Genomic DNA, 18,266 nt, shown 5'->3' with positions numbered 1-18,266 from the left:
CTGGTCACCCGCCCCGCCCCGCCGCTCAGCGACGTCCACTACTGCCTTGCCCCGCGTGGTGCCTGCCACCACACCCGTGTGCGCCACCCTACGAGATCTCGGCACGCCCGAGCCAGGCCGGGTGGGTGATCGGCACGGGGGCGACACGCGGTCAGGACGCCTTCGCTACGGGGGCGGCCCGCGGTCGGCACGCACCCGGCACGCGGTCCACACGCGGTCGGCACAGGTCCGCCGCAGTCACCGGCCGGTGACTGCGGCGGAGCGGGGCGCCGGCGGGCCCGGTCCCCCGCTCCGCCGCCGAGCCTCAGGAGCCGGCGAGGAGGTCGCGCAGCAGGGCCACCGTGTCGGCGTCCAGGTCGCGGCCGGTGCGGCGGCTGAGCGCGTCCAGGCGGTTGACGGCGCGCAGGAGCTGGTCGCGGGCACCGGCCGAGGCGTAGGCGTAGAAGAGGTCGCGGTGCAGGAGTTCGACGTCCGGGGCGACGGCGAGGCCGCGGAAGACGGCGGCCTCGGCGCTGCGGTGGTCGCCGTACTGGAGGCGGCGGGCGGCGAGTTCGTGGGCGGTGTCGACGATCGCGGCGATCATGTCCTGCCGTTCGGACTCGGCCCACCCGTACGAGGCGGGCGGGGCCTCCGCGAACGGGGCGCCCCGGACCAGGGCGAGGGCGTGGGCGAGGGCGGCGTCGGCGGTGGCGCTGGTGCTGCGCATGCCGCGCCGGTAGAGGCCGCGGAACTCGTCCCAGTCGCAGGTGACGGCGGGGGCGAAGGCGTAGCCGTCGGCGGAGTCGGTGGCCAGGAAGGACCGGCCGTCCGTGGAGGAGCCGAACCAGGCGGCCAGGTCGGCGAGCTTGTCGGGCAGCGGGCTCCTGGCGTCGGCGGCCGTGGGGTGCGGGTCGAGGTGGGCCGCACCGGGGTGCAGGTCGTGGTCGAGGGCGTTGTGGTCGGCTCCGGGGCGCAGGGCCAGGTAGACGGCGAGTTCGGTGAGCCGCAGGACGGTGGCGGGGTCGGCGGTGCCGCCGGTGCCGGCCACGTCGACCGGGCCGAGCAGGCGGATCCGGGGGGCGGTGCGGGTGGCGTGGGCCTCCGGGGAGCGGAGGATGGCGAGCAGGTCGTCGCTGTCGCTGCGGCCGGGGGTGGTGCGGGCGACCGGGGCGGTGGCGGCCGGTCCGGGTTCGACGGCCGTGCCGGGGGCCACCGGCCGGGCGGACGGCAGCAGGGACGACTGTGCGGACGGTCCGGGGGTCGGCTCCGGCCGGGCGGGGAGGCGCGGGTCGGTGCCGGTGGGCGCGGGCGCCGGGTCGTGCGTCGGGACCGGCTCCGGGACGGGCGCGGGCTCGGCGGCCGGGTCGGGCGCCGGCGTGACGGGCGGGACGGGCGCCGGCGTGACGGGCGGGACGGGCGCGACCGGCTGGACGGGCGCGGCGGCACCGTTCGGTGTCCCGGTCTCGCCGGGCAGCCGGAGGTTGCGGGTGGTGTCCTCGCTGCTGGAGGACGTCCCGCCGTCCGGGTCCGTCCCGACGGGGTACCCGGCGGCCGGGCCGGTCGGGGCGGCGGGCGTGACGGCCTGTCGGCCGAGACCGTTGACGAGGTGCCGGGAGCCGGGCGGCAGGGGCGTCGCGGGCGCGACCGGCACCACCGGCATGACCGAGGCCGCGGGCACCACCGGCACCGCGGGCCGCACCGGCACGGCGGCGACCGCGGGCACGGACGACGGCCCGGTGGACACCGCGGGGGCCGCCGGGTCGGTGCCCGCGAACGGGCTGGCGCCGGTGCCGATCACCCGGGCGAGCAGGCGCGGGCCGGCCGCCTCGGGGGCGTCGCCGTCCGTGCCGTCCCCGAGGTCCGGCTCGTCCGGAGAGCCCATCAGGAACCCGCCCGTCGGACCGCCGCCCGACGCCCCCACGCCGGCGAGCACCGGCACGGGCGGGAGTTCGGCCGGCTCCAGGTCGTCGAGGCCTGGGCCGTCCAGGGTCCAGGCGGGGGCGGGGTGCTGGGTGTTGTCGTCGGCGGCCCGGAGCAGTTCGGCGACCTGCTCGTACTGGCCGGTGGTCAGGCGCTGCAGCTCCAGGGTGAGGTGCAGGCCGGGGATGGTGGCCTGGCCGGTGGCCGGCAGGGTCCAGCGGGCGACCGGGCCGGTGCCGCGCTCGGGTGCCCGGGTGACGACGGCGACGCAGGTCCGCGGCCGGGCGTCGAGGAGGCGGCCCAGCTCGGCCGGGACGTCCCCGCCCGGCTGGTGGGCGCAGAGCACGATCTCGGGGACCCAGGACTCGTCGGCCTGGCCCCGGCTGCGGGCGTCCCGGGGGCTGGCGGCCTCGGCGGCGACCAGGGTGGCCCGGGCCTTGGCGGTGCGCGGGCCGAGGGCGGCGAGCGCGGCCTCCAGGGTGGGGTGGCGGTGGATCCGCTCGGCGGCGGGGCCGCTGATCGGCACCTCCTCGGCGAGGTCGACCAGGTGCAGGTGGAGCCGGTCGGCGAGCGGGCTGTGGGCGAGCTCCAGGGCGAGGGTGCGCAGGACGTCGCGGGCGTCGTCCGGGTGGCCGGAGAGGTGGAGCAGCCGGACGGTCTCCAGGTCGGCGAGGATCACCGAGCCGTCGGGCGAGGAGCCCAGGGTGACCAGGGCCGGGTAGGGGGCGGCGGTCTTGCGGGCCTGGGCGGGTGAGAGCAGCCCGTCGGAGTCGGCCTCGCACCACCAGATGTCGGGGGCGTGGGCGGCGCGGAACGGGGAGATCGGGACGGCCGGGCCGGAGAGGTGCAGCTCGATCGTCCGGCCGGGGGTGATCCGGGCGGCGACGATGGCGGGCAGCCGCTTGCCGCCGCGGACGGTGTTGCGGGCCATGCTGCGCAGGGCGCGGTCGAGCAGGTCGAGGCCGGCGTCGTCCTGTCGGGCCTTCAGCTCGGCCTCGAAGGCGGCGGCGGGGGCGGCGGGCATGGCGATGCGGTGCCGGGGGCGGCGGCCGCGGAGCTGGGTGCCGCGCTTGCGGGCGACGGCGCCGACCATGATCGCCGCCAGCAGCACGCCGACGGTGGAGGTGGCGAGGGCGACGGTGTAGTCGTCGCTCGGCGCGTCCTGGGCGTGTGCGGCGGGCGTCTGGGCCGGCGTCTGTCCGGGTGCCGGGGCCTGGGCGGGGGCCGGGGCCTGGGCGGGGGCCGGGGCCTGGGCGGGGGCCGGGGCCTGGGCGGGGGCCGGGGCCTGGGCGGGCGCGGGGGTCTGCTGCGCGGGTGCCTGGGTGGCGGGCGCCGACGGGGCCGGGGCCGGCACCTGGGTGCTCGGCGCGGGCGGCGGCGGGGTCGGGGCGGGTGCGGGCTGCGCCGGAGGCGCGGGGGCCGGGGCGGGGGCCGGTTCCGGGGCGGGCGCGGGGGCGGGGGTCGCCGCACCCGGGAGGCTGAGCACCATCCCGGGCACCACCACGTCCGGATCGGTGAGCCGCTCCCCGTCGGGCGCCTGCACGCCCTTGTTCGCGTCGAACAGCTTCGGCCAGGCCTCGGCGTCGCCCAACTCCCGCTCGGCGATCGCCGACAGGCTGTCCCCGGGCTTCACCGTCACGGTGCCGGTGCCCGGCGAACCGGTCCCCGGCGTGCCCGTCCCGGAGGTGCCGGTGGCGGGCGCGGGCGCGGGGGCCGGGGCGGGCGTCTGGGTCCCGGCCTGGTCCGGCTTGGCGTCGGCCGGCATCAGCAGCTGCCAGCCGGGGTGGATCGGCCGGTCCGCGTCGAAGCGGTGGCCCGAATCGTCCATCACCCGGCCGTCGTTGAGCTTGGCGATCTCCGTCCAGCGCTCGCCCGAGCCGAGCTGGCGCTCGGCGATGGACCAGAGGCTGTCGGCGGGCCGGCTGTCGCGCACGGTGTAGCTGGACTGCTGGTCGGCGGCGGGGGTGAGGGCCGGGGCGGCCTGCGCGGCGGGCAGCGCGGCCCGCTGCACGCCGACGCCCGCCTGGGCGGACGCGGTGGCCACCTGGGGCCGCTCGGGGGTGGCGGCGAAGGCCGAACCGGCCACCGGCACCAGCGCGATCACCGCGCCGACCAGGCCGGCGGCGGCGCGCTGGCTCCAGCCGAACGCCGGGATCCGCCGGGCCACCCGGCCGCGGAGCTGGGCCGGGATCTCCAGCAGGACGGAGAACGCGAAGCAGGCCCAGCCGAGCCAGCCGACCACGACCAGCAGCCAGAGGAAGAGCCGCCCGTCGTCGGGGCTGGTCAGCAGCGCGCCGATGCCGTCCGGGGCGAGCGCGCCCATGTCGGCCACCGCGCGGGTGCCGTACAGGAGCAGTGCCGGGACGCCGAGCAGCAGTCCGAGCAGGGTGATCAGGGCCGCGAGCGCGGCGATCACGGCGCCGCCCCGGCCCCTGCGGCCGCCGCTGCCGCCGCTGCCGCCGCGGTGCGACGGCCGCGACGACGGCCGGCGGCCGGACGCGGGAGTGGCGGGCACGCCCCGGGCCGGACGCCCGGCGCGGGTCTGGTCCTTGGCGCGTGGCGCGGCCATCAGTCGGTCTCCGCTTCCTTGACTCCGTGGACGAGGGCTGCGCTTCCCTTGCCCGTGATCTTCCAGTTGGCCAGGCCGGTCAGCATGACGGGCCGGTACTCGGTCTCCACCGTGATGTCGACGCTCGCCCCGTCGGGCGAGAACTCCACGAGCTTCGCGACCAGGCCGTGCAGCGCGAGGTAGCTGTTGGCGGCCTCCTCGGCGTACTGGCGCTGCACCCGGTACCCCTCGCCGCGCAGCAGCGCCGCCTCGTCGAGCTGCTGGCCGGCCACCCGGGCGGCCTCCTGGGCGTAGGCGTCGGTGTTCTCGGCGACGCGCAGCTTGCCGCCGGCGTCGATGACGAGGACGATGACCACGGCGACGAAGGCCGCGCAGATCGCGACGAAGATCGAGAGCGTGCCCCGGTCCGAACGGGCACGGAACACCGCCGCCCCGCGTCCACGCGCCATGGCGCCCCCTCCCGACATGCCCGTCCACCCTCCCCCGGGCGCTCTCCGCTTGCGTCTCCCCCGCCCGGAGCGTCCCCAATCCCCGTCCGGGCACCTCGTCGTCACGACCTCGCCACCGCCCACCCCACGGCCCGTCACATCCCTCTCGGGGGCGGGCCCGGGCCCGCCCCGCCCACGCCGGTGCACGCCCCCTCGGCCGCCCCGCCCACGCCGGTCCACCCCGCTCACCCGCCCCGGTACCGGTCCACGACCGAGACGAAGCTGCCGGTGAGCGTCTTCGACACCGGCCCGTCCATGTTCGGCCCGCCGAGCAGGTCGGCGAGCCCGACCTCGCACCGGACCGACACGGTGACCGTCGCCATGGTGATCCCGTGGCTGACCAGTTCGCCGTGGCTCACGGTCACCCTGCTGCTCACGCAGTGCACGCCCTGCTGTTCCATGGACTCCGCGGCGGACTTCTTCGCCGCGGCGTCCATCGCTTCGACGCCGCGCACCAGCGAGGCGGTCCGGGCGGCCGACCGGGCCGCCGCCTCCACCGTGCCGGCGGCGGTCTGCACCCGGCCGGCCGCGACGGCGACCAGGATCAGCCCCACCACGGCGGGCGCGACGATCGCGGCCTCGACGGCGAACCCGCCGCCGTCGGGGCCGTGCCCCGACCGGGCGGACCGCCGCGCGGCGAACCCCCGCACCCACCCGGCCGGCGCACCGGAGGCCGTCCCGGCCGGCCTTCGGGCGGGCCCTCCGGTGCGCCGGCGGAACCGTCCGCTCACGGCCCCACCACCTGCGGCGGTACGAACCGTTCGCGCGGCGCCTCGACCCGCTGGGTGACGGTCGGGCGGGTGACGAAGGGGATGACCACCGGCGCCGTCAGCTCCACCGTGACCCGGATCAGCACCGGCGTGCTGCCGTCGGTGCTGATCACGTGCTCCTTGCCGTCCTGGTGGAGTTCGAGGAACCGCTCGGCCTGCTTCCGCGCCGCCTCGTTCTTCAGCTCGTCGCTCCGGTTGCCCTGCACCCGGCCCGCGTCGACGCCCTCGCGGGCGGCGGTGAGGGCGAGTTGGCGGTAGTACCACCACAGGCCCGTCTGCGCGACGGTCAGGATCAGGATCAGCACGACCGGGAAGACGATGGCCAGGCCCAGGCTCATCGACCCCCGGTCGGTGCGGCGGAGACGACGAACTCTCATCACGGGGTCGATCCACCGGCCCCGGGCAGGTTCGGGTTCTCGTTGACCTTGTCGACGACCTTCTTGTTCAGGGCGTACAGCGCCGTCGCGACCAGGCCGGCGACGAACACCAGCGCGATCACGGCGAGCGCGAGTTCGATGCTGATGGCACCCCGGTCGCCGCGCGCCCGGGCGGCCTTCACCCGGCCCATCCGGAAGTGGAACAGCAGCATGGCGAACCGGACCGGTAGCAGGGTCGGCCCCACCAGACTGGCCAGCAGGTACTTGAGACGAGTGTTCATCAGGTACTCCCAGGGTGCGTTGTGGTGACGGAGGAGGCTGACCTCCGTGGCTGGTACCTCAGTTGAGCATCTTGTGCAACGCGGGGTAGATGATCAGCACGGTCATCAGCAGGGTCAGGGCGGCTCCCGGAGCGACCATCCGCTCGCTGTCGGAGTTGGCGCGGGCGAGGTCCTCGGCGAGCAGTTCACCGCGCAGGCCCTTGGCCCGGGCGCGCAGTGTGTCGTACACGGCGGCACCGTCGGTGCCGGAGAGTCGCATGATGTCGGCCACGTCCTGCAGCGGGGTCAGCCCCAACTCGACCGCCAGCGCGTCCAGTCCGGCCCAGGGCGGCAGCCGGTCGGTGGCGGCGCGGTCCAGCGCGTCCCTGATCCGCCGGAACACCGCGCCCCGGCCGACCGTCGCGGCCCGGCGCAGCGCCTCGGCCGGGCCGAGGTCGGCGGCCCGCTCCATCGCGACCAGCTCCAGGTAGGCGGCGACGCCGTGCAGGTACTCGACGCGGGCCTCCTTGGCCTCGCCGCGCACGATGGCGTCCGGGACGAACCAGAACAGCCCGGCCAGCAACGGGCCGACCAGCAGCGGCAGCGCGAACGGCAGGCTCATGTCCAGCAGCAGCGCCGCCACCACCAGGTAGGGCGGCAGGACGAGGCCGATCAGCGCGAACATCAGCTTGTGCGCCATGAACCGGGCCGGGGTGCGGCCGATCAGCGCCAGGTCGCGCTCGGGGACGCGCACCCCGCGCAGGTTGACCGAGCGCTCGCCGATCCGGTCGAACCAGCGCGGCCGCTCCTCCGGGTCGGGGGTCCGGTCCGCGGGCGTGCGGTGCAGCCGGTCCAGCGCCTGGCCCAGGTCGGGCGGGGCCGGGCGGAGTTCGGCGATCAGCAGGGCGATGCCGCCGGCCGCGGCGGCGCCCGCCAGGACGGACCACGGGGAGATCATCGTGCCTCCCCGAGCAGTCGGGCCCCGCCGTCGGCACCACCGGCGGCACCACCGGCGGCACGACCGGCGTCATGACCGGTGTTGCGACCGGCGGCACCTGAGGAACCGGCGCCACCTCCCGGACCACCGGGACCGTCCGCCCCGGGGCCGCCCGTCCCGCCCGCCCCCTCCTCGGGGGCGCCCCCGCGCCGCACGGCCCGGCCGGTCCGGCTGCGCCGGTCCAGCTCCAGCAGCCGCGGCACGGGCGGATGCGCGGCCAGCGCCCGCATCCAGGCGATCACCCCCACGAACAGCGCGGCGACCACGGCGAGCACGCTCTGACCGAGGACGGTGCTGTACGGGCGGGTGTACTCGGTGTTGAACGAGCCGAGCGTGACGACCAGCACGATGATGCCGACCAGCCAGCGGATGGTGGTGCGGTGCTTGGCCCGGTCGGCCTCGATGGTGCGCCGCTGGCGGACCTCCTCGCGCACCGACTCCGCCATGTCGGAGAGCGCCCGGGCCAGGCCCGGCCCGCTGTCCCCGGAGCGCAGCAGCAGCGCGGCAAGCACCTTGTCGGCGGTGGCGTCGGCCATGCTGTCGGCGAAGGCGCGCAGCGCCTCCTCGGGCCGCCAGCGGGCCTGCAGCCGGGCGGCCAGCTCACCGACCTCGGCCTCGATCGCGGCGGGCGCCGTGCGACGGCTGGTGACGATGGCCTGGTTGAGGCCGACACCGAGCAGCAGCACGTCGGCGATCCGCTGGGTCCATTCGGAGAGCGCCTCCAGGCGCTCGATCCGGTCGGTGTCCGAGCGGGTGGTGTCGAACAGCCAGGGCAGGCCGAAGACGGCCAGCGGCACCAGCAGCGCGACCAGCGGGATGCCGGTGAACAGCCAGCCGAGCGGCGCGCCGCCCAGGGCGATCGGCAGCTGGATCCGGCGCAGCCGGACGATCCGCTCCGAGGCGGTGCCGGGCGCGCCGTACCACCACACGTGGAGTCGGCCGCCCAGCGGGTTGCGGGTCTCCTCCTCCCCGTCCGGGGCGGCGGCCGGGTCGCTGCCCCGGGCCCAGAGCACCAGGGTGACCAGACCGCCCGTGACGAGCAGGCCGCAGAGCACGAAGAGCGGCATCATCGGGCGCCACCGCCGATCCGGAGCTGGAGCGGTGCGGCCCAACTGCCGTACCGGGAGCCGAGCAGCGCCGCGTCGAAGCCGGCCCGGCGCAGGTCGTCCAGGCACTGCGGCGGGGTGTGCGGGACGGCGCGCGGCTCGCCGAGCTCGGGGCGGGGGCCGAACACGGTGTTCAGCGCGGGCCGGCCGCTCTCGCCGAGGCCGGTCACCTCCAGGACGTGCGAGACGAAGCGGTGCCGGCGGCCGCCGACGGGCGTCTCGTCGACCATCGCCACGTGCACGATGAGGTCGACCGCGTTGGCGGTGAGCCGGTAGGCGAGCGCGTCGGTCATGTGCGAGCCGTACTCCAGGCAGAGTTCGGCGATGCGGTCGACGACCATGTGCGGACCGCGGGCGTGCAGGGTGCACATCGAGCCGCCCTCGCCGTTGGTCATGACCCGCAGCATCGGGACGACCTCGCCGGAGCGGACCTCGCCGACGATGATCCGGGAGAGCGTCATCCGCAGGGCGGCCGGGATCAGGTCGCCGATGGTCAACTCGCCGGCCGAACGGCCCTCGACGCGTTCGCCGTTGCCCTCGCGGGCCTCCATCGGGACGACCTGGCGCAGGTGGCCGAGGGTGTGCAGCCAGAGTTCGAACTCCGACTCCAGGGTGCCGATCCGCTCGTCCGGCGGGATCTCGGCGGCCATCGCGCGCAGCAGGCTGGTCTTGCCGACGCCCTGGGTGCCGGTGATCATCACGTTCTTCCGGGCCCGGATGGCGGAGGCCAGGAAGGAGGCCAGCGTGGTGTCCACGGTGCCGAGCCGGACCATCTCGGGCAGCGTCGCGGACGCCACCCGGTGGCGGCGGATCGCCACGTACGGGCGCGGGGTGACCTCGGTGAGCGCCTGGAGGCGCATGCCGCCCTCCAGGCGCAGCGCGAGGGTCGGGCTGGCGGTGGAGAGGGAGCGCTCGCCGCCGCCGTGCTGGCGGGCCAGGTCCTGGAGCAGTTCGACGAGTTCGGCGTCGCTGTCGGCCACCGGCGGGACCTGGCGCAGCGGCTGGTGGACCCGGGAGACCCAGACGTCGTCGCAGCCGTTGATCAGGATGTTCTCGATCTCCGGGTCGTCGAGGTACGGCTGGAGCCGGCCGGCCCGGAAGAGCAGGTCGAAGACGGCCTCGGCGAGCGCGCGGTCCTGGTCGCGGGTGGGCGGGATGCCGTGGGTCTGCGCGTAGGCGTCGGACCAGCGGGCGACGGCCTCCTCGATCAGCGCGCGGCCGCGCTGGCGGCGGGTGGCGCGGTCCGGTTCGGTGCCGGAGCCGGCGGTCAGCCGGGTGATCTGCTGGTGCAGCTCGGCGGCCACCTGGCGCTTGAGCTCGCGCGCCACCTGCGGGTCGACGGCGGGGCGGGTGCCGGCGCCGCGCCGGTCGAGCGAGGGCAGCTGGGAGGGGACGGCGGTGGCGGTCGCGGCGCCGCCCTGCTGGGCGCCGGGCGGCCCGGACTGCGGGCCGGCCGGGGCGACGGGGCCGGGCGCGACGGGACCGGGGCCGACCGGGCCGGTCGTGACGGGGCCGGGGGTGACGGGGTTGGGCGTGACGGGGCCGGGCAGGGGGGTCGACCAGGGCAGCGCGGCGGGGTCGGCGGCCGGCTTCTGGTGCAGGGGGCTACCGCGCACGGAGCACCTCCGTCTGGGCGAGATGGTCCCGGGGCGCGGCGCCGTACGGCTGGTGCGCGGGCCCCTGCGGCTGATCCGGCGCGCCCGTGTCCGGGCCCTGACCGGGGGCGGGGGCGGGGCCGGCGCTTGGGCCGGGGCCCGGCTGGGGCCGGCCGGGGTACGACTGGCCGGCGTGCTGCTGGGCGTGCTGCTGGGCCGGCTGCGGGGCGCCGTACTGCGGGGCCGCCTGGTACGGGGCCTGCTGCTGGGCCGGGTACTGGCCGGCGTGCTGCTGGGCGCCGTACTGCTGCGCGGGGTACGGCCGGCCGTCGAACTGCTGGGCCTGCTGGGCCTGGTGGGGCTGGTGGGCCTGGTGGGCCTGTTCCCCGGGCGGCCCGCCGTGCCCGGGGAACGGCGCGGGCGCGGCGGGCTGCGGTGCCAGCCCGGCGAGCGGCGCGACCGGCCCGGTGGTGATCACCGGCGGCACGGGACCGTACGGCTGAGCGGACTGCGGCGCCCGCGGCGGCGCGTACTCGTACCCGGGCCCGGACCCGGCTCCGTCCCCGGTGGCCGGCCCGGCCACCGGGGACGCGGCCCCCGACGGTCCCGAAGCGGCCGGACCCCGGTCCGTGCCCCGGTCCGTGCCCGGGGCGAGCTGCGCGGGCTGGGCGGCCGACGAGGCGGGCGCGAGCCGCTGGCGCCGCCGGCGGACCGTCAACTGCAGCTCGTCCGCCGCCGAACGGGCGGTCCGCATCAGCTCCGAGCGGACGAACCGGCGGTCGGTGACGTCCCCGCCGTCCGAGAGCACCCGGGCGGTGCGCTGCGCGTGTGGCAGCAGCCCGAGCACCGGCAGCCCGAACTCCCGGGACACCTCCGCCCCCGAGTACGGGCCCTCGGCGACCAGCAGCAGGCCCAGCGCGTCCGCCCCGGTACCGGCCGTGCCCAGGTCCTCGGCGAGCGCGGCCAGCCGGGGCCGGGCGGCGCTCAGCCCGCGCAGGGTGGTCCGCACGGTGGCCGCCACCACGTCGGCCCGGCGGGCCAGCACCGCGCTGGTGCCGGTGGCCCCGGAGCGGCCGAGGTCGAGGAGGACGTCGTAGCCCTGCGGCTCCAGCCCGTGCAGCACCTCCATCAGCGGTTCCCAGGTGTAGGCGAGCCCGGGGGCCTGGACGGGGTCGGTGAGGCCGGGCAGCAGCAGGCGCTCGGCGTTGCCCTCGGGAGAGAGGTCGATCAGCTGCTCCCAGAGCGCCTGGGCGAGCAGTCCGCGCCGGTCGGCGATGGCGAGGTTGCGCAGCCCGTACACCGCCTCGACCCGGCCCTCCAGGGCCCCGGCCAGGACCGCGCCGCCGTCCGGGTCGCACTCGACGAGCAGGACGCGGCGGCCGGGCTGCAGCGGCCAGGCCAGCAGCAGCGCCAGCGCCGTCGTGGTCGCGCCGGGTGCCCCCGGGCCGCCGACCACCGCGATGACCGCCATCTCAGGCCCCACCCGCCCCGGCCGGTGCGCCGCCCGGGGTGCCGGAGGGGGCCGCGCCCGTCGGCGCGGGCGTCGCGGGGCGTGCCCCGGGCGCGGCCGCCCCCGAGGGCGTCGCCCCGGGTGCCGGTGCGCCGGACGCCGGTGCGCCGGACGCCGGTGCGCCGGACGCCGGAGCGCCGGACACGGGTGCTCCGGGTGCCGTGGCGCCGGGCTGCGCCGCCCCGGACGGAGCCGCCCCGGGTGCGGGGCGCGGGGACACGATCACCTGGATCCGGCCGCTGGCGACCCAGACGGCCAGCCGGTTGGCGTCCGCCTCGGCGACCACGGCGTCGAAGACCTGGCTGCCGTCGCTCTCCACCCGGCCGACCGTGAACACGGTGGCGGCGAGCGACTCGACCCGGTTGCCGTCCGCCGTGTACACCACGAAGACCGGCATGCCGGGCTGGAGCTTGGTGGCCGGCAGCTGGGTGCGCTTGGCCGAGACGCCGACCAGGAGCTGGTCCGGCCCGAGGACGAGCGGCTGCGCCAGGTCCTTCTTGGTGAGCAGCCCGCCGCGGTGGAGGTCGGTGGTGGCCCGCATCCCGATCGCCTTGTCCCGGTCGGCCGCGGACAGCGGGGTGAGCGCCGGGTCGCCGGCGATCCGCACCACCACGAGGTCGGCGGCGGTCACCGTCTGCCCCCACGGCACGTCGCGGGCCAGCGCGAGCACCGCGACGCGCTGGCCGGTGCTGTTGTACAGGACGGCGCCGCCCAGCCCGCCGGCGGCTATCAGGGCCACCGCCATCGCCAGCACGGCGGGCCGCCGGCGCCGCGCGCCGAGCGTCCGCCCGGGGGTGCGCGGCGCGCCGCGCCCCTGCTCCGGCACGGCCACGGACGCGGCCCCGGCGGTCGCGGTCGCCGTGGCGGACGTGCCGGACCCCGGCGTGGCAAAGGTACGGTTCTCCACCGGGCTTCGGCCTCTCTCGCGTCGTTCGTCGGGTTGCTGGGTGTGCGCGCCTGGGCGGCTAGTTGAGGACCTGCACCTCGGCCACCCGGAACTGGATGGCCTCGGTCATCGGCAGCTCGATCGGGTCGACCCGCTGGGTGCCCCCGGTCACGGTGACCACGCCGACCCACTGGGCCGTGACGGTGCCGTGGAACAGGCCGTCCTTCTTGGTGCCCGAGCCGGACTTGAAGACGTGGCCGCAGGTGGGCGAGGGGTTGGCGCCGTACTTGGGGTCGTACGGGGTGCCGGCCGCGGACTTCCCCGCGCAGCGCTCCTTCGTCCCGTCCCCGAACTTCCACTCCACCCAGTCCAGGCGCGGGGTGACGGTGACGGTGAGGGTGTTGCCGGAGACCGACACCGGCGCCGGCACCTGCGGGTTCGCCAGCCAGAGCCAGATCGGCGCGCCCACCACGGAGTCGCCCTTGGGGGCGACCCCGGGCTTCGGCTTCGGGAAGGTGATCCGGTCCCTGGCCTCCCGGGCCAGCTGGGCCGGGTTGTCCGGCGGGGGGCCGGCGGGCGCCTGGGCGAAGAACTCGGCCTCGGGGGCACTCTGTCCGCCGAAGGGGTCGCGGCAGTTCTTGTCGTAGATCGAGCCCTCGGAGGGCTTGTGCCCTTTCCAGACGGGATCGCTCTCCGGCGGCTGCGGGCTGAGGAGCCGGTAGTAGCAGCCCGTCGACGAGCTGAACCAGCCCAGCTCCGGATCACTGCACGCGTAGGGCAGGCCGTTGTACGTGCACACCTGGGGCCCGCTCGAACTCCCCCCGGTGCCCCCCGTGCCCCCGCCGCCGGGGGTCGGCTTGGTGCCCGGGTCCTCGACCCCCGTGCAGATCGCGTTCACCTCGCAGCGGGTAGCGCCCCCGGTGGGGGTCGACTCCGCCGCCGCGGGCACCGCAGGGGATAACAGCAATCCGGCGAACAAGGGTGTGCCGACCATCAATCGCCGTACCGGTTTCAGCATGTCCGTTGCACCTCCCGCTTGAACTCGTGGATCAGCCAGCGTGTTTCGAACTGTCGTAGGGAAACGGTCGCGACGTACCGGGCGAGCCGCTCGGGCGGGTCCTTTACCGCGCGTGTGACGGGGTCGGCCTGGTGCCAGCCCGTCACGTCGAGGCAGTCCTCGATCACGGCGGTGTTCGGATCCGCGGTCAGATCGACGGCCTTCACCACCGGTGAATTCCGCGGTCCGCCGATCATCACCAGTTTGGCCTCGTGGAGTTGCTTGAGATTGACCAGCGCGTCGGTGAGCGCCTTCCCCGAGGAGAAGGTCTCCAGTCGGGAACCGTCCGAATCCGTCCGCCCGTAGGCCTCGACCTGGGCCTGCCACCAGTTCTGATAGGCACTCAGGACGTCCTGTGCAGCCGCTCCTTCGGGTCCGTCGGTCGGCGCGTTACCGACGTTTGCCGAACCACCCGAAGGGGTTACCGGAGTCACCGCCGCAACAGTGGGCGCACTGGTCCCCAGACGATCCACGGAACCGCCCCCACCACTGCTCGCGCAGGCGCTCAACAGCAACGCCAGCACCAACCCACCGACCCCAACCGCCCCAGGGCGCAACACATTTCCGCGCTGCCGCATCGCCCCACCTCATCGCAGCCGACCACGTGTGTGGCCCGTGGCCGCCAAAGAATTCCGCCGTCCCGCCGGTGTTGCCCCCGAGGGCATCGATTCTTCGCCAAACCAAGCCTTCACGGCAACACCCGGGGCCCCCTGACCTTACGCGGAAGGCGGATCCGTCGGGGCACTTTCCCGCCACAGAAGGGCCAACAGTTCTTCGGAAAGCGACAATCCGGCCAATGCGCCCCGAACTGCGGCCCGGTTGCGCATCAACAGGCGCCCGCCCTCGGGCGGTACGAGCAGGCGCACACCCGGAGCGTCGGCCTGGTTCGCGGGCGCACCGGGGACGCCGGGGACGCCCGGGGCCGCGGGAGCGCCGGGGGCACCGCCGCCCACTCCCGCACCGGCACCGCCGCCCGACCCGCCGTCGAGCAGCGCGTGGACGGCCGGCTGGAGGTCGAGCGGACCGACGGCGGCCGGCGCGCCCGGCACGCCCTGCTGGAGCACCGTGGTGAGCGCCTGGCTGAACGAGCCCGCGCCACCCGGCAGAACGGCGTCCCGGCCGCGTCTGCCGGGCGTGTAGCGACCGGGGGCGTAGCGGCCGATCCGGCCCCAGAGCGGAACCCTCGAATAGGTGAGCAGTTCGCCGAGACCGTCCTCGCCGCCGCCGCGCTCCAGCGCGGTCCAGGTGTCCTTGTCGACGACCGCGTCGACCAGCAGCAGCGCCTCCTCCTGGTCGCCGTGCACCATCGCGCTGACCACCCAATCCCAGGCCAGCCCGCGCCGGTAGGCGTTGTCGGCGGTGGAGCCGCCGGTCACCAGGGCGAGCCGCCGCCCGCGCGGGTCCGCGACCAGCTGGCCGACCAGGCAGACCAGCAGCCACCGGCCCGGGCGGGCGGCCGCCTCCCGGACGGCCGTCAGCATGGTGTTGGCGTCCGCGCCGGGCTCCACCACGGTGACCCTGCTGCCGGCCGCCCCGGCGTCGAAGCACATCCCCGGCAGGACGCCGGCCAGCAGCCGGGCGCCCTCCGCCGCCTGTGCCGAGCCGCCGAAGCCGCGGTCCGGCCCGCCGTCCGCCCCGATCACCACGAGATCGACTCCGCTTGCCATCCGCACCGCCCCCTCCTGCCCGCCCCCGGCCGTCCCGGGACCGCCCGCCGCGCACCGTCCGCCGCTGCCCGGCCACGCGCCGCTCGCCGATGTTCCTGGCTCCCGCCCGCTGCGGCACACCCCGCGCGTTCCGGTGCCATCCGCCGGGCAGGCTACCGCCCGCACGCCGGCCGACGGGGCTCCCGGCCCTGTCGCTCAGGGACCATGGGCCCTATCGGCCCGCCCGCGGCGGGGGGACGATCGGACCCATGGACCGTGACGACCAGTTGGAGGCGCTGAGCGAGGCCGCGTGCCTGCGGCTGCTGAGCACCGTGCCCGTCGGACGCGTGGTGTACACCGAGCACGCGCTGCCGGCCGTGCTGCCGGTCTCCTTCGAGGTCACCAGGGACGGGCGCCTGCTGCTCGCGGTGCGCCGGGACAGTGCCACCGCGCGCTGCCTGGACGGCACGGTCGTCGCCTTCCAGGCCGACCAGCTGGACCCGGTCACCAGGACCGGCTGGAGCGTACTGGTGCACGGCCGGGCGGACCTGGTGCGCGAGCCGGAGCAGGTCCGCCGGGCGCTCCGTTCCGGGCTGCGGCCGTGGGTCGGCGATCCGGACCCGCTGTTCGTCTCGCTGGTGCCCGAACTGGTCAGCGGGCGCCGGCTGCTCCCGGCCGGCCGCTCGGTGCAGCGCTCCTGAGCCCCGGCGTTCCCGGGTCGCGGCGGGCCCGGGTCCCGGCGGCCCCCGGTCGGGGCGGCCCGAGCCCGGCGTTCCCGGGTCGCGGCGGGCCCGGCGGCCGGGGCGGACCGGGTACGGCCGCTGACAGGTGACCGGCGGGTAGGCATACTCTGCGGAGTTCGGTCCCGCTCCGCGGGTTCGATCCCGCCCTCACCGCCCGCCCCTCAGGAGCGCTCCGTGACGACCTTCGCCTCCCTCGCCGACCTGACCGCCGCCGTCGGCACCGAGCTGGGCACCAGCCGGTGGCACACCGTCGACCAGGCCCGGATCGACCTGTTCGCCGAGGCCACCGGCGACCACCAGTGGATCCACGTCGACCCGGAGCGGGCCAAGGAGAGCCGGTTCGGCTCGACCATCGCGCACGGCTACCTCACGATGTCGATGATCCCGGTGCTGGCCAAGGAGTGCTACGGCGTCGAGGGCGTCCGGATGGCGCTCAACTACGGCTCGGAGAAGGTCCGGTTCCCGGCCCCGCTGCCGGTCGGCACGGCAATCCGGGCGACGGCCGAGCTGGTCTCCGCCACCGAGGTGGCCGGGGGCGTGCAGGCGGTGGTCCGGTTCACCATCACCAGCGCGGAGAGCAGCAAGCCGCACTGCGTCGCGGAGACGATCACCCGTTTCTACGCCTGATCCGCGGGGAAACCCCCGGTCCGCGGGCCGTACACGGATCTCGCCGGGCGGGTGCTCCGGCGGACGGACGTCGGACGGTCCGGTGAGTGGACGGGTGGGCGCTCGGGCGGGTACGCCGAACGGCGCGCGCCGGACCCCTCGCCGGGTCCGAACAGCCGACGACGAGTAACCTCCGACGAGATGGTTGTCGTACCGCACCGGTCCCACCGCCGGCGGTGCGCGCCCCGGCATGCCCGGTATCCATAGCCGTCCTTGGAGGTGCCGTGCCCCGCCCAGCCGCCCCCTGGTACACCCGTGTCCCCGGCCTGGCCTCGACCCTCACCGCTCCCCCGGGCCGCCTCACCGGGCTGCCCCGAGCGGCCTGGCACCGGGTCCGGGCGGACGCCTTCGGAGCCGAGCCGCGCGGCGAGCGGCTGGCCCGGATCCACCGTTCGCCGCAGTTCTCCGACGGCGCCTTCCGAAATCCGGTGCCCACCCGCCGGCTGGTGTACGAGCGGAGCCCGCTGGAGATCACCCGCGCCCAGCTCACCTCCGACCGCACCCGCCGGGTGCCGGCCGCCACCGTGCCGCTGCACCGGCTGCTCCCGGTCGACCTGGCCACGCCGCCCGCCTCCGGCCTGCGGCTCACCTGGCTCGGCCACGCCACCGTGCTGGCCGAGCTGGACGGCCGCCGGGTCCTGTTCGACCCGGTCTGGGGCGAACGCTGCTCCCCCTTCGCCTGGACCGGGCCGAAACGGCTCCACCCGGTGCCGCTGCCGCTCGACGAACTCGGCCCGGTGGACGTGGTCGTCGTCTCCCACGACCACTACGACCACCTCGACATGGGCACCGTCCGGGCGCTGATCGGCACCGGCGCGACGTTCGCCGTCCCGCTCGGCGTCGGCGCCCACCTGGAGCACTGGGGGGTGCCCGCCGAGCGGATCGTCGAACTGGACTGGTGGGAGTCGGCCGAGGTGGCCGGCCTCACCCTGACCGCCACGCCCGCCCGGCACTACTGCAGCCGCGGGCCGCGCACCAGCGCGCTCTTCCTCTGGGCGTCCTGGGTGGTGGCCGGCGGCGGCCACCGGGTCTTCCACAGCGGGGACACCGGCTACTTCCCCGGCTTCGCCGAGATCGGCCGCCGGCTCGGACCCTTCGACGCGACGATGATGCAGGTCGGCGCCTACAGCGACTTCTGGCCCGAGGTGCACATGACGCCCGAGGAGGGCGTCCGGGCGCACCTGGACCTCGGCGGCGACCTGCTGCTGCCCATCCACTGGTGCACCTTCAACCTGGCCCCGCACCCCTGGGAGGAGCCCGCCGAGCGGGTGGTCGCCGCCGCCCGGGCGCTCGACGCCCGACTGGCGGTGCCGCGCCCCGGCAAGCCCTTCGAGCCGGCCGACCCGCCCACCCTGCGGCTCTGGTGGCGGGCGGTGGCCGCCCTGCCGCAGGACGGCGCGTCGCTGGTGGTGCCGGACGACGCGGCCCGCGCGGCGGGCGGCGGAACGGCCGGCAGCGGCAAGCCCGCCGGGCGCGGCGGCCGGCCGAAGGCCGCGGAGGACGACGGCGTGCCGGTCTGAGCCCTCCGACGGGAGCCGTACGGGCAAGCGGACGGACGGGCGGACGGGCGGATGGACGGGCAAGCGGACGAGCGGACGAGCCGTACCGGCAGGTGGACGGACGAGCGGGGCCCGGCGCCGAGGTGAGCGTCGGGCCCGGGCCCGCGACCGGGCCCCGCCGCCCCGGGCGCCCCGCCT

16 protein-coding genes are annotated in these 18,266 nt (G+C 76.6%); 3 read left to right on the top strand and 13 right to left on the bottom strand.

Annotation, left to right across the window (positions count from 1 at the left end):
- Positions 1–304 precede the first annotated feature (304 nt).
- From AC067J_RS11545 to AC067J_RS11485, 13 genes are all read right to left on the bottom strand, one after another.
- On the bottom strand, positions 305–4,468 hold the full coding sequence (locus AC067J_RS11545) for a LysM peptidoglycan-binding domain-containing protein (protein WP_478297963.1): 4,164 nt from the start codon (positions 4,466–4,468) through the stop codon (positions 305–307).
- Entirely contained in the window at positions 4,468–4,917 is a 450-nt protein-coding gene (locus AC067J_RS11540) for a hypothetical protein (protein WP_478297961.1), read from the bottom strand. Before AC067J_RS11540 ends, AC067J_RS11545 begins: the two co-directional genes overlap by 1 nt.
- A 224-nt stretch (positions 4,918–5,141) precedes the next feature.
- Positions 5,142–5,687: a TadE/TadG family type IV pilus assembly protein gene (locus AC067J_RS11535; protein ID WP_478297959.1), complete on the bottom strand. Its 546-nt coding sequence runs from the start codon at positions 5,685–5,687 to the stop codon at positions 5,142–5,144.
- Positions 5,684–6,103 (bottom strand): TadE family protein, encoded by a 420-nt coding sequence (locus tag AC067J_RS11530; RefSeq protein WP_478297957.1) that lies wholly within the window; start codon positions 6,101–6,103, stop codon positions 5,684–5,686. Before AC067J_RS11530 ends, AC067J_RS11535 begins: the two co-directional genes overlap by 4 nt.
- On the bottom strand, positions 6,103–6,384 hold the full coding sequence (locus AC067J_RS11525; protein WP_478297955.1) for a hypothetical protein: 282 nt from the start codon (positions 6,382–6,384) through the stop codon (positions 6,103–6,105). The genes AC067J_RS11530 and AC067J_RS11525 overlap by 1 nt, the downstream gene beginning before the upstream one ends.
- A gap of 58 nt (positions 6,385–6,442) precedes the next feature.
- A complete protein-coding gene (locus AC067J_RS11520; protein WP_478297953.1) occupies positions 6,443–7,321 on the bottom strand; it encodes a type II secretion system F family protein in 879 nt (292 codons plus the stop codon).
- A complete protein-coding gene (locus AC067J_RS11515; protein WP_478297951.1) occupies positions 7,318–8,430 on the bottom strand; it encodes a type II secretion system F family protein in 1,113 nt (370 codons plus the stop codon). The genes AC067J_RS11520 and AC067J_RS11515 overlap by 4 nt, the downstream gene beginning before the upstream one ends.
- The gene (locus AC067J_RS11510) at positions 8,427–10,082 is read right to left on the bottom strand and encodes a CpaF family protein (protein ID WP_478297949.1); all 1,656 of its coding nucleotides are present in this window, start codon (positions 10,080–10,082) and stop codon (positions 8,427–8,429) included. Before AC067J_RS11510 ends, AC067J_RS11515 begins: the two co-directional genes overlap by 4 nt.
- Positions 10,072–11,532 (bottom strand): CpaE-like family protein, encoded by a 1,461-nt coding sequence (locus AC067J_RS11505; protein WP_478297947.1) that lies wholly within the window; start codon positions 11,530–11,532, stop codon positions 10,072–10,074. The genes AC067J_RS11510 and AC067J_RS11505 overlap by 11 nt, the downstream gene beginning before the upstream one ends.
- A gap of 1 nt (position 11,533) precedes the next feature.
- Positions 11,534–12,478, bottom strand: a complete 945-nt coding sequence (locus tag AC067J_RS11500; RefSeq protein ID WP_478297945.1) for an SAF domain-containing protein — start codon at positions 12,476–12,478, stop codon at positions 11,534–11,536.
- A 58-nt stretch (positions 12,479–12,536) separates the two neighbouring features.
- A complete protein-coding gene (locus AC067J_RS11495) occupies positions 12,537–13,355 on the bottom strand; it encodes a hypothetical protein (protein ID WP_478297943.1) in 819 nt (272 codons plus the stop codon).
- 113 nt (positions 13,356–13,468) lie between these two features.
- Positions 13,469–14,038, bottom strand: coding sequence for a hypothetical protein (locus AC067J_RS11490; RefSeq protein WP_478297942.1), 570 nt, complete (start codon positions 14,036–14,038; stop codon positions 13,469–13,471).
- A gap of 192 nt (positions 14,039–14,230) precedes the next feature.
- Positions 14,231–15,181: a hypothetical protein gene (locus AC067J_RS11485; protein ID WP_478297940.1), complete on the bottom strand. Its 951-nt coding sequence runs from the start codon at positions 15,179–15,181 to the stop codon at positions 14,231–14,233.
- Positions 15,182–15,429: 248 nt separating this feature from the next.
- Here AC067J_RS11485 and AC067J_RS11480 point away from each other — a divergent pair, with 248 nt between their 5' ends.
- From AC067J_RS11480 to AC067J_RS11470, 3 genes are all read left to right on the top strand, one after another.
- Positions 15,430–15,861, top strand: a complete 432-nt coding sequence (locus AC067J_RS11480) for a pyridoxamine 5'-phosphate oxidase family protein (protein WP_327682920.1) — start codon at positions 15,430–15,432, stop codon at positions 15,859–15,861.
- 216 nt (positions 15,862–16,077) lie between these two features.
- Positions 16,078–16,530, top strand: coding sequence for a MaoC family dehydratase (locus AC067J_RS11475; protein ID WP_478297938.1), 453 nt, complete (start codon positions 16,078–16,080; stop codon positions 16,528–16,530).
- A gap of 347 nt (positions 16,531–16,877) precedes the next feature.
- On the top strand, positions 16,878–18,089 hold the full coding sequence (locus AC067J_RS11470; protein WP_478298184.1) for an MBL fold metallo-hydrolase: 1,212 nt from the start codon (positions 16,878–16,880) through the stop codon (positions 18,087–18,089).
- The last annotated feature ends 177 nt before the right edge of the window (positions 18,090–18,266 follow it).

The organism is Kitasatospora sp. NPDC042419 (genome assembly GCF_056437345.1).
Note: the sequence above shows the minus strand (reverse complement) of the source record. Positions and strands in the feature narration are given on the sequence as shown.

What these genes read in the sequence shown, in the direction of transcription:
- AC067J_RS11545 (WP_478297963.1), bottom strand. Translation starts at nt 4,468, where the DNA reads ATGGCCGCGCCACGCGCCAAGGACCAGACCCGCGCCGGGCGTCCGGCC.
- AC067J_RS11540 (WP_478297961.1), bottom strand. Translation starts at nt 4,917, where the DNA reads ATGGCGCGTGGACGCGGGGCGGCGGTGTTCCGTGCCCGTTCGGACCGG.
- AC067J_RS11530 (WP_478297957.1), bottom strand. Translation starts at nt 6,103, where the DNA reads ATGAGAGTTCGTCGTCTCCGCCGCACCGACCGGGGGTCGATGAGCCTG.
- AC067J_RS11525 (WP_478297955.1), bottom strand. Translation starts at nt 6,384, where the DNA reads ATGAACACTCGTCTCAAGTACCTGCTGGCCAGTCTGGTGGGGCCGACC.
- AC067J_RS11520 (WP_478297953.1), bottom strand. Translation starts at nt 7,321, where the DNA reads ATGATCTCCCCGTGGTCCGTCCTGGCGGGCGCCGCCGCGGCCGGCGGC.
- AC067J_RS11515 (WP_478297951.1), bottom strand. Translation starts at nt 8,430, where the DNA reads ATGATGCCGCTCTTCGTGCTCTGCGGCCTGCTCGTCACGGGCGGTCTG.
- AC067J_RS11505 (WP_478297947.1), bottom strand. Translation starts at nt 11,532, where the DNA reads ATGGCGGTCATCGCGGTGGTCGGCGGCCCGGGGGCACCCGGCGCGACC.
- AC067J_RS11485 (WP_478297940.1), bottom strand. Translation starts at nt 15,181, where the DNA reads ATGGCAAGCGGAGTCGATCTCGTGGTGATCGGGGCGGACGGCGGGCCG.
- AC067J_RS11480 (WP_327682920.1), top strand. Translation starts at nt 15,430, where the DNA reads ATGGACCGTGACGACCAGTTGGAGGCGCTGAGCGAGGCCGCGTGCCTG.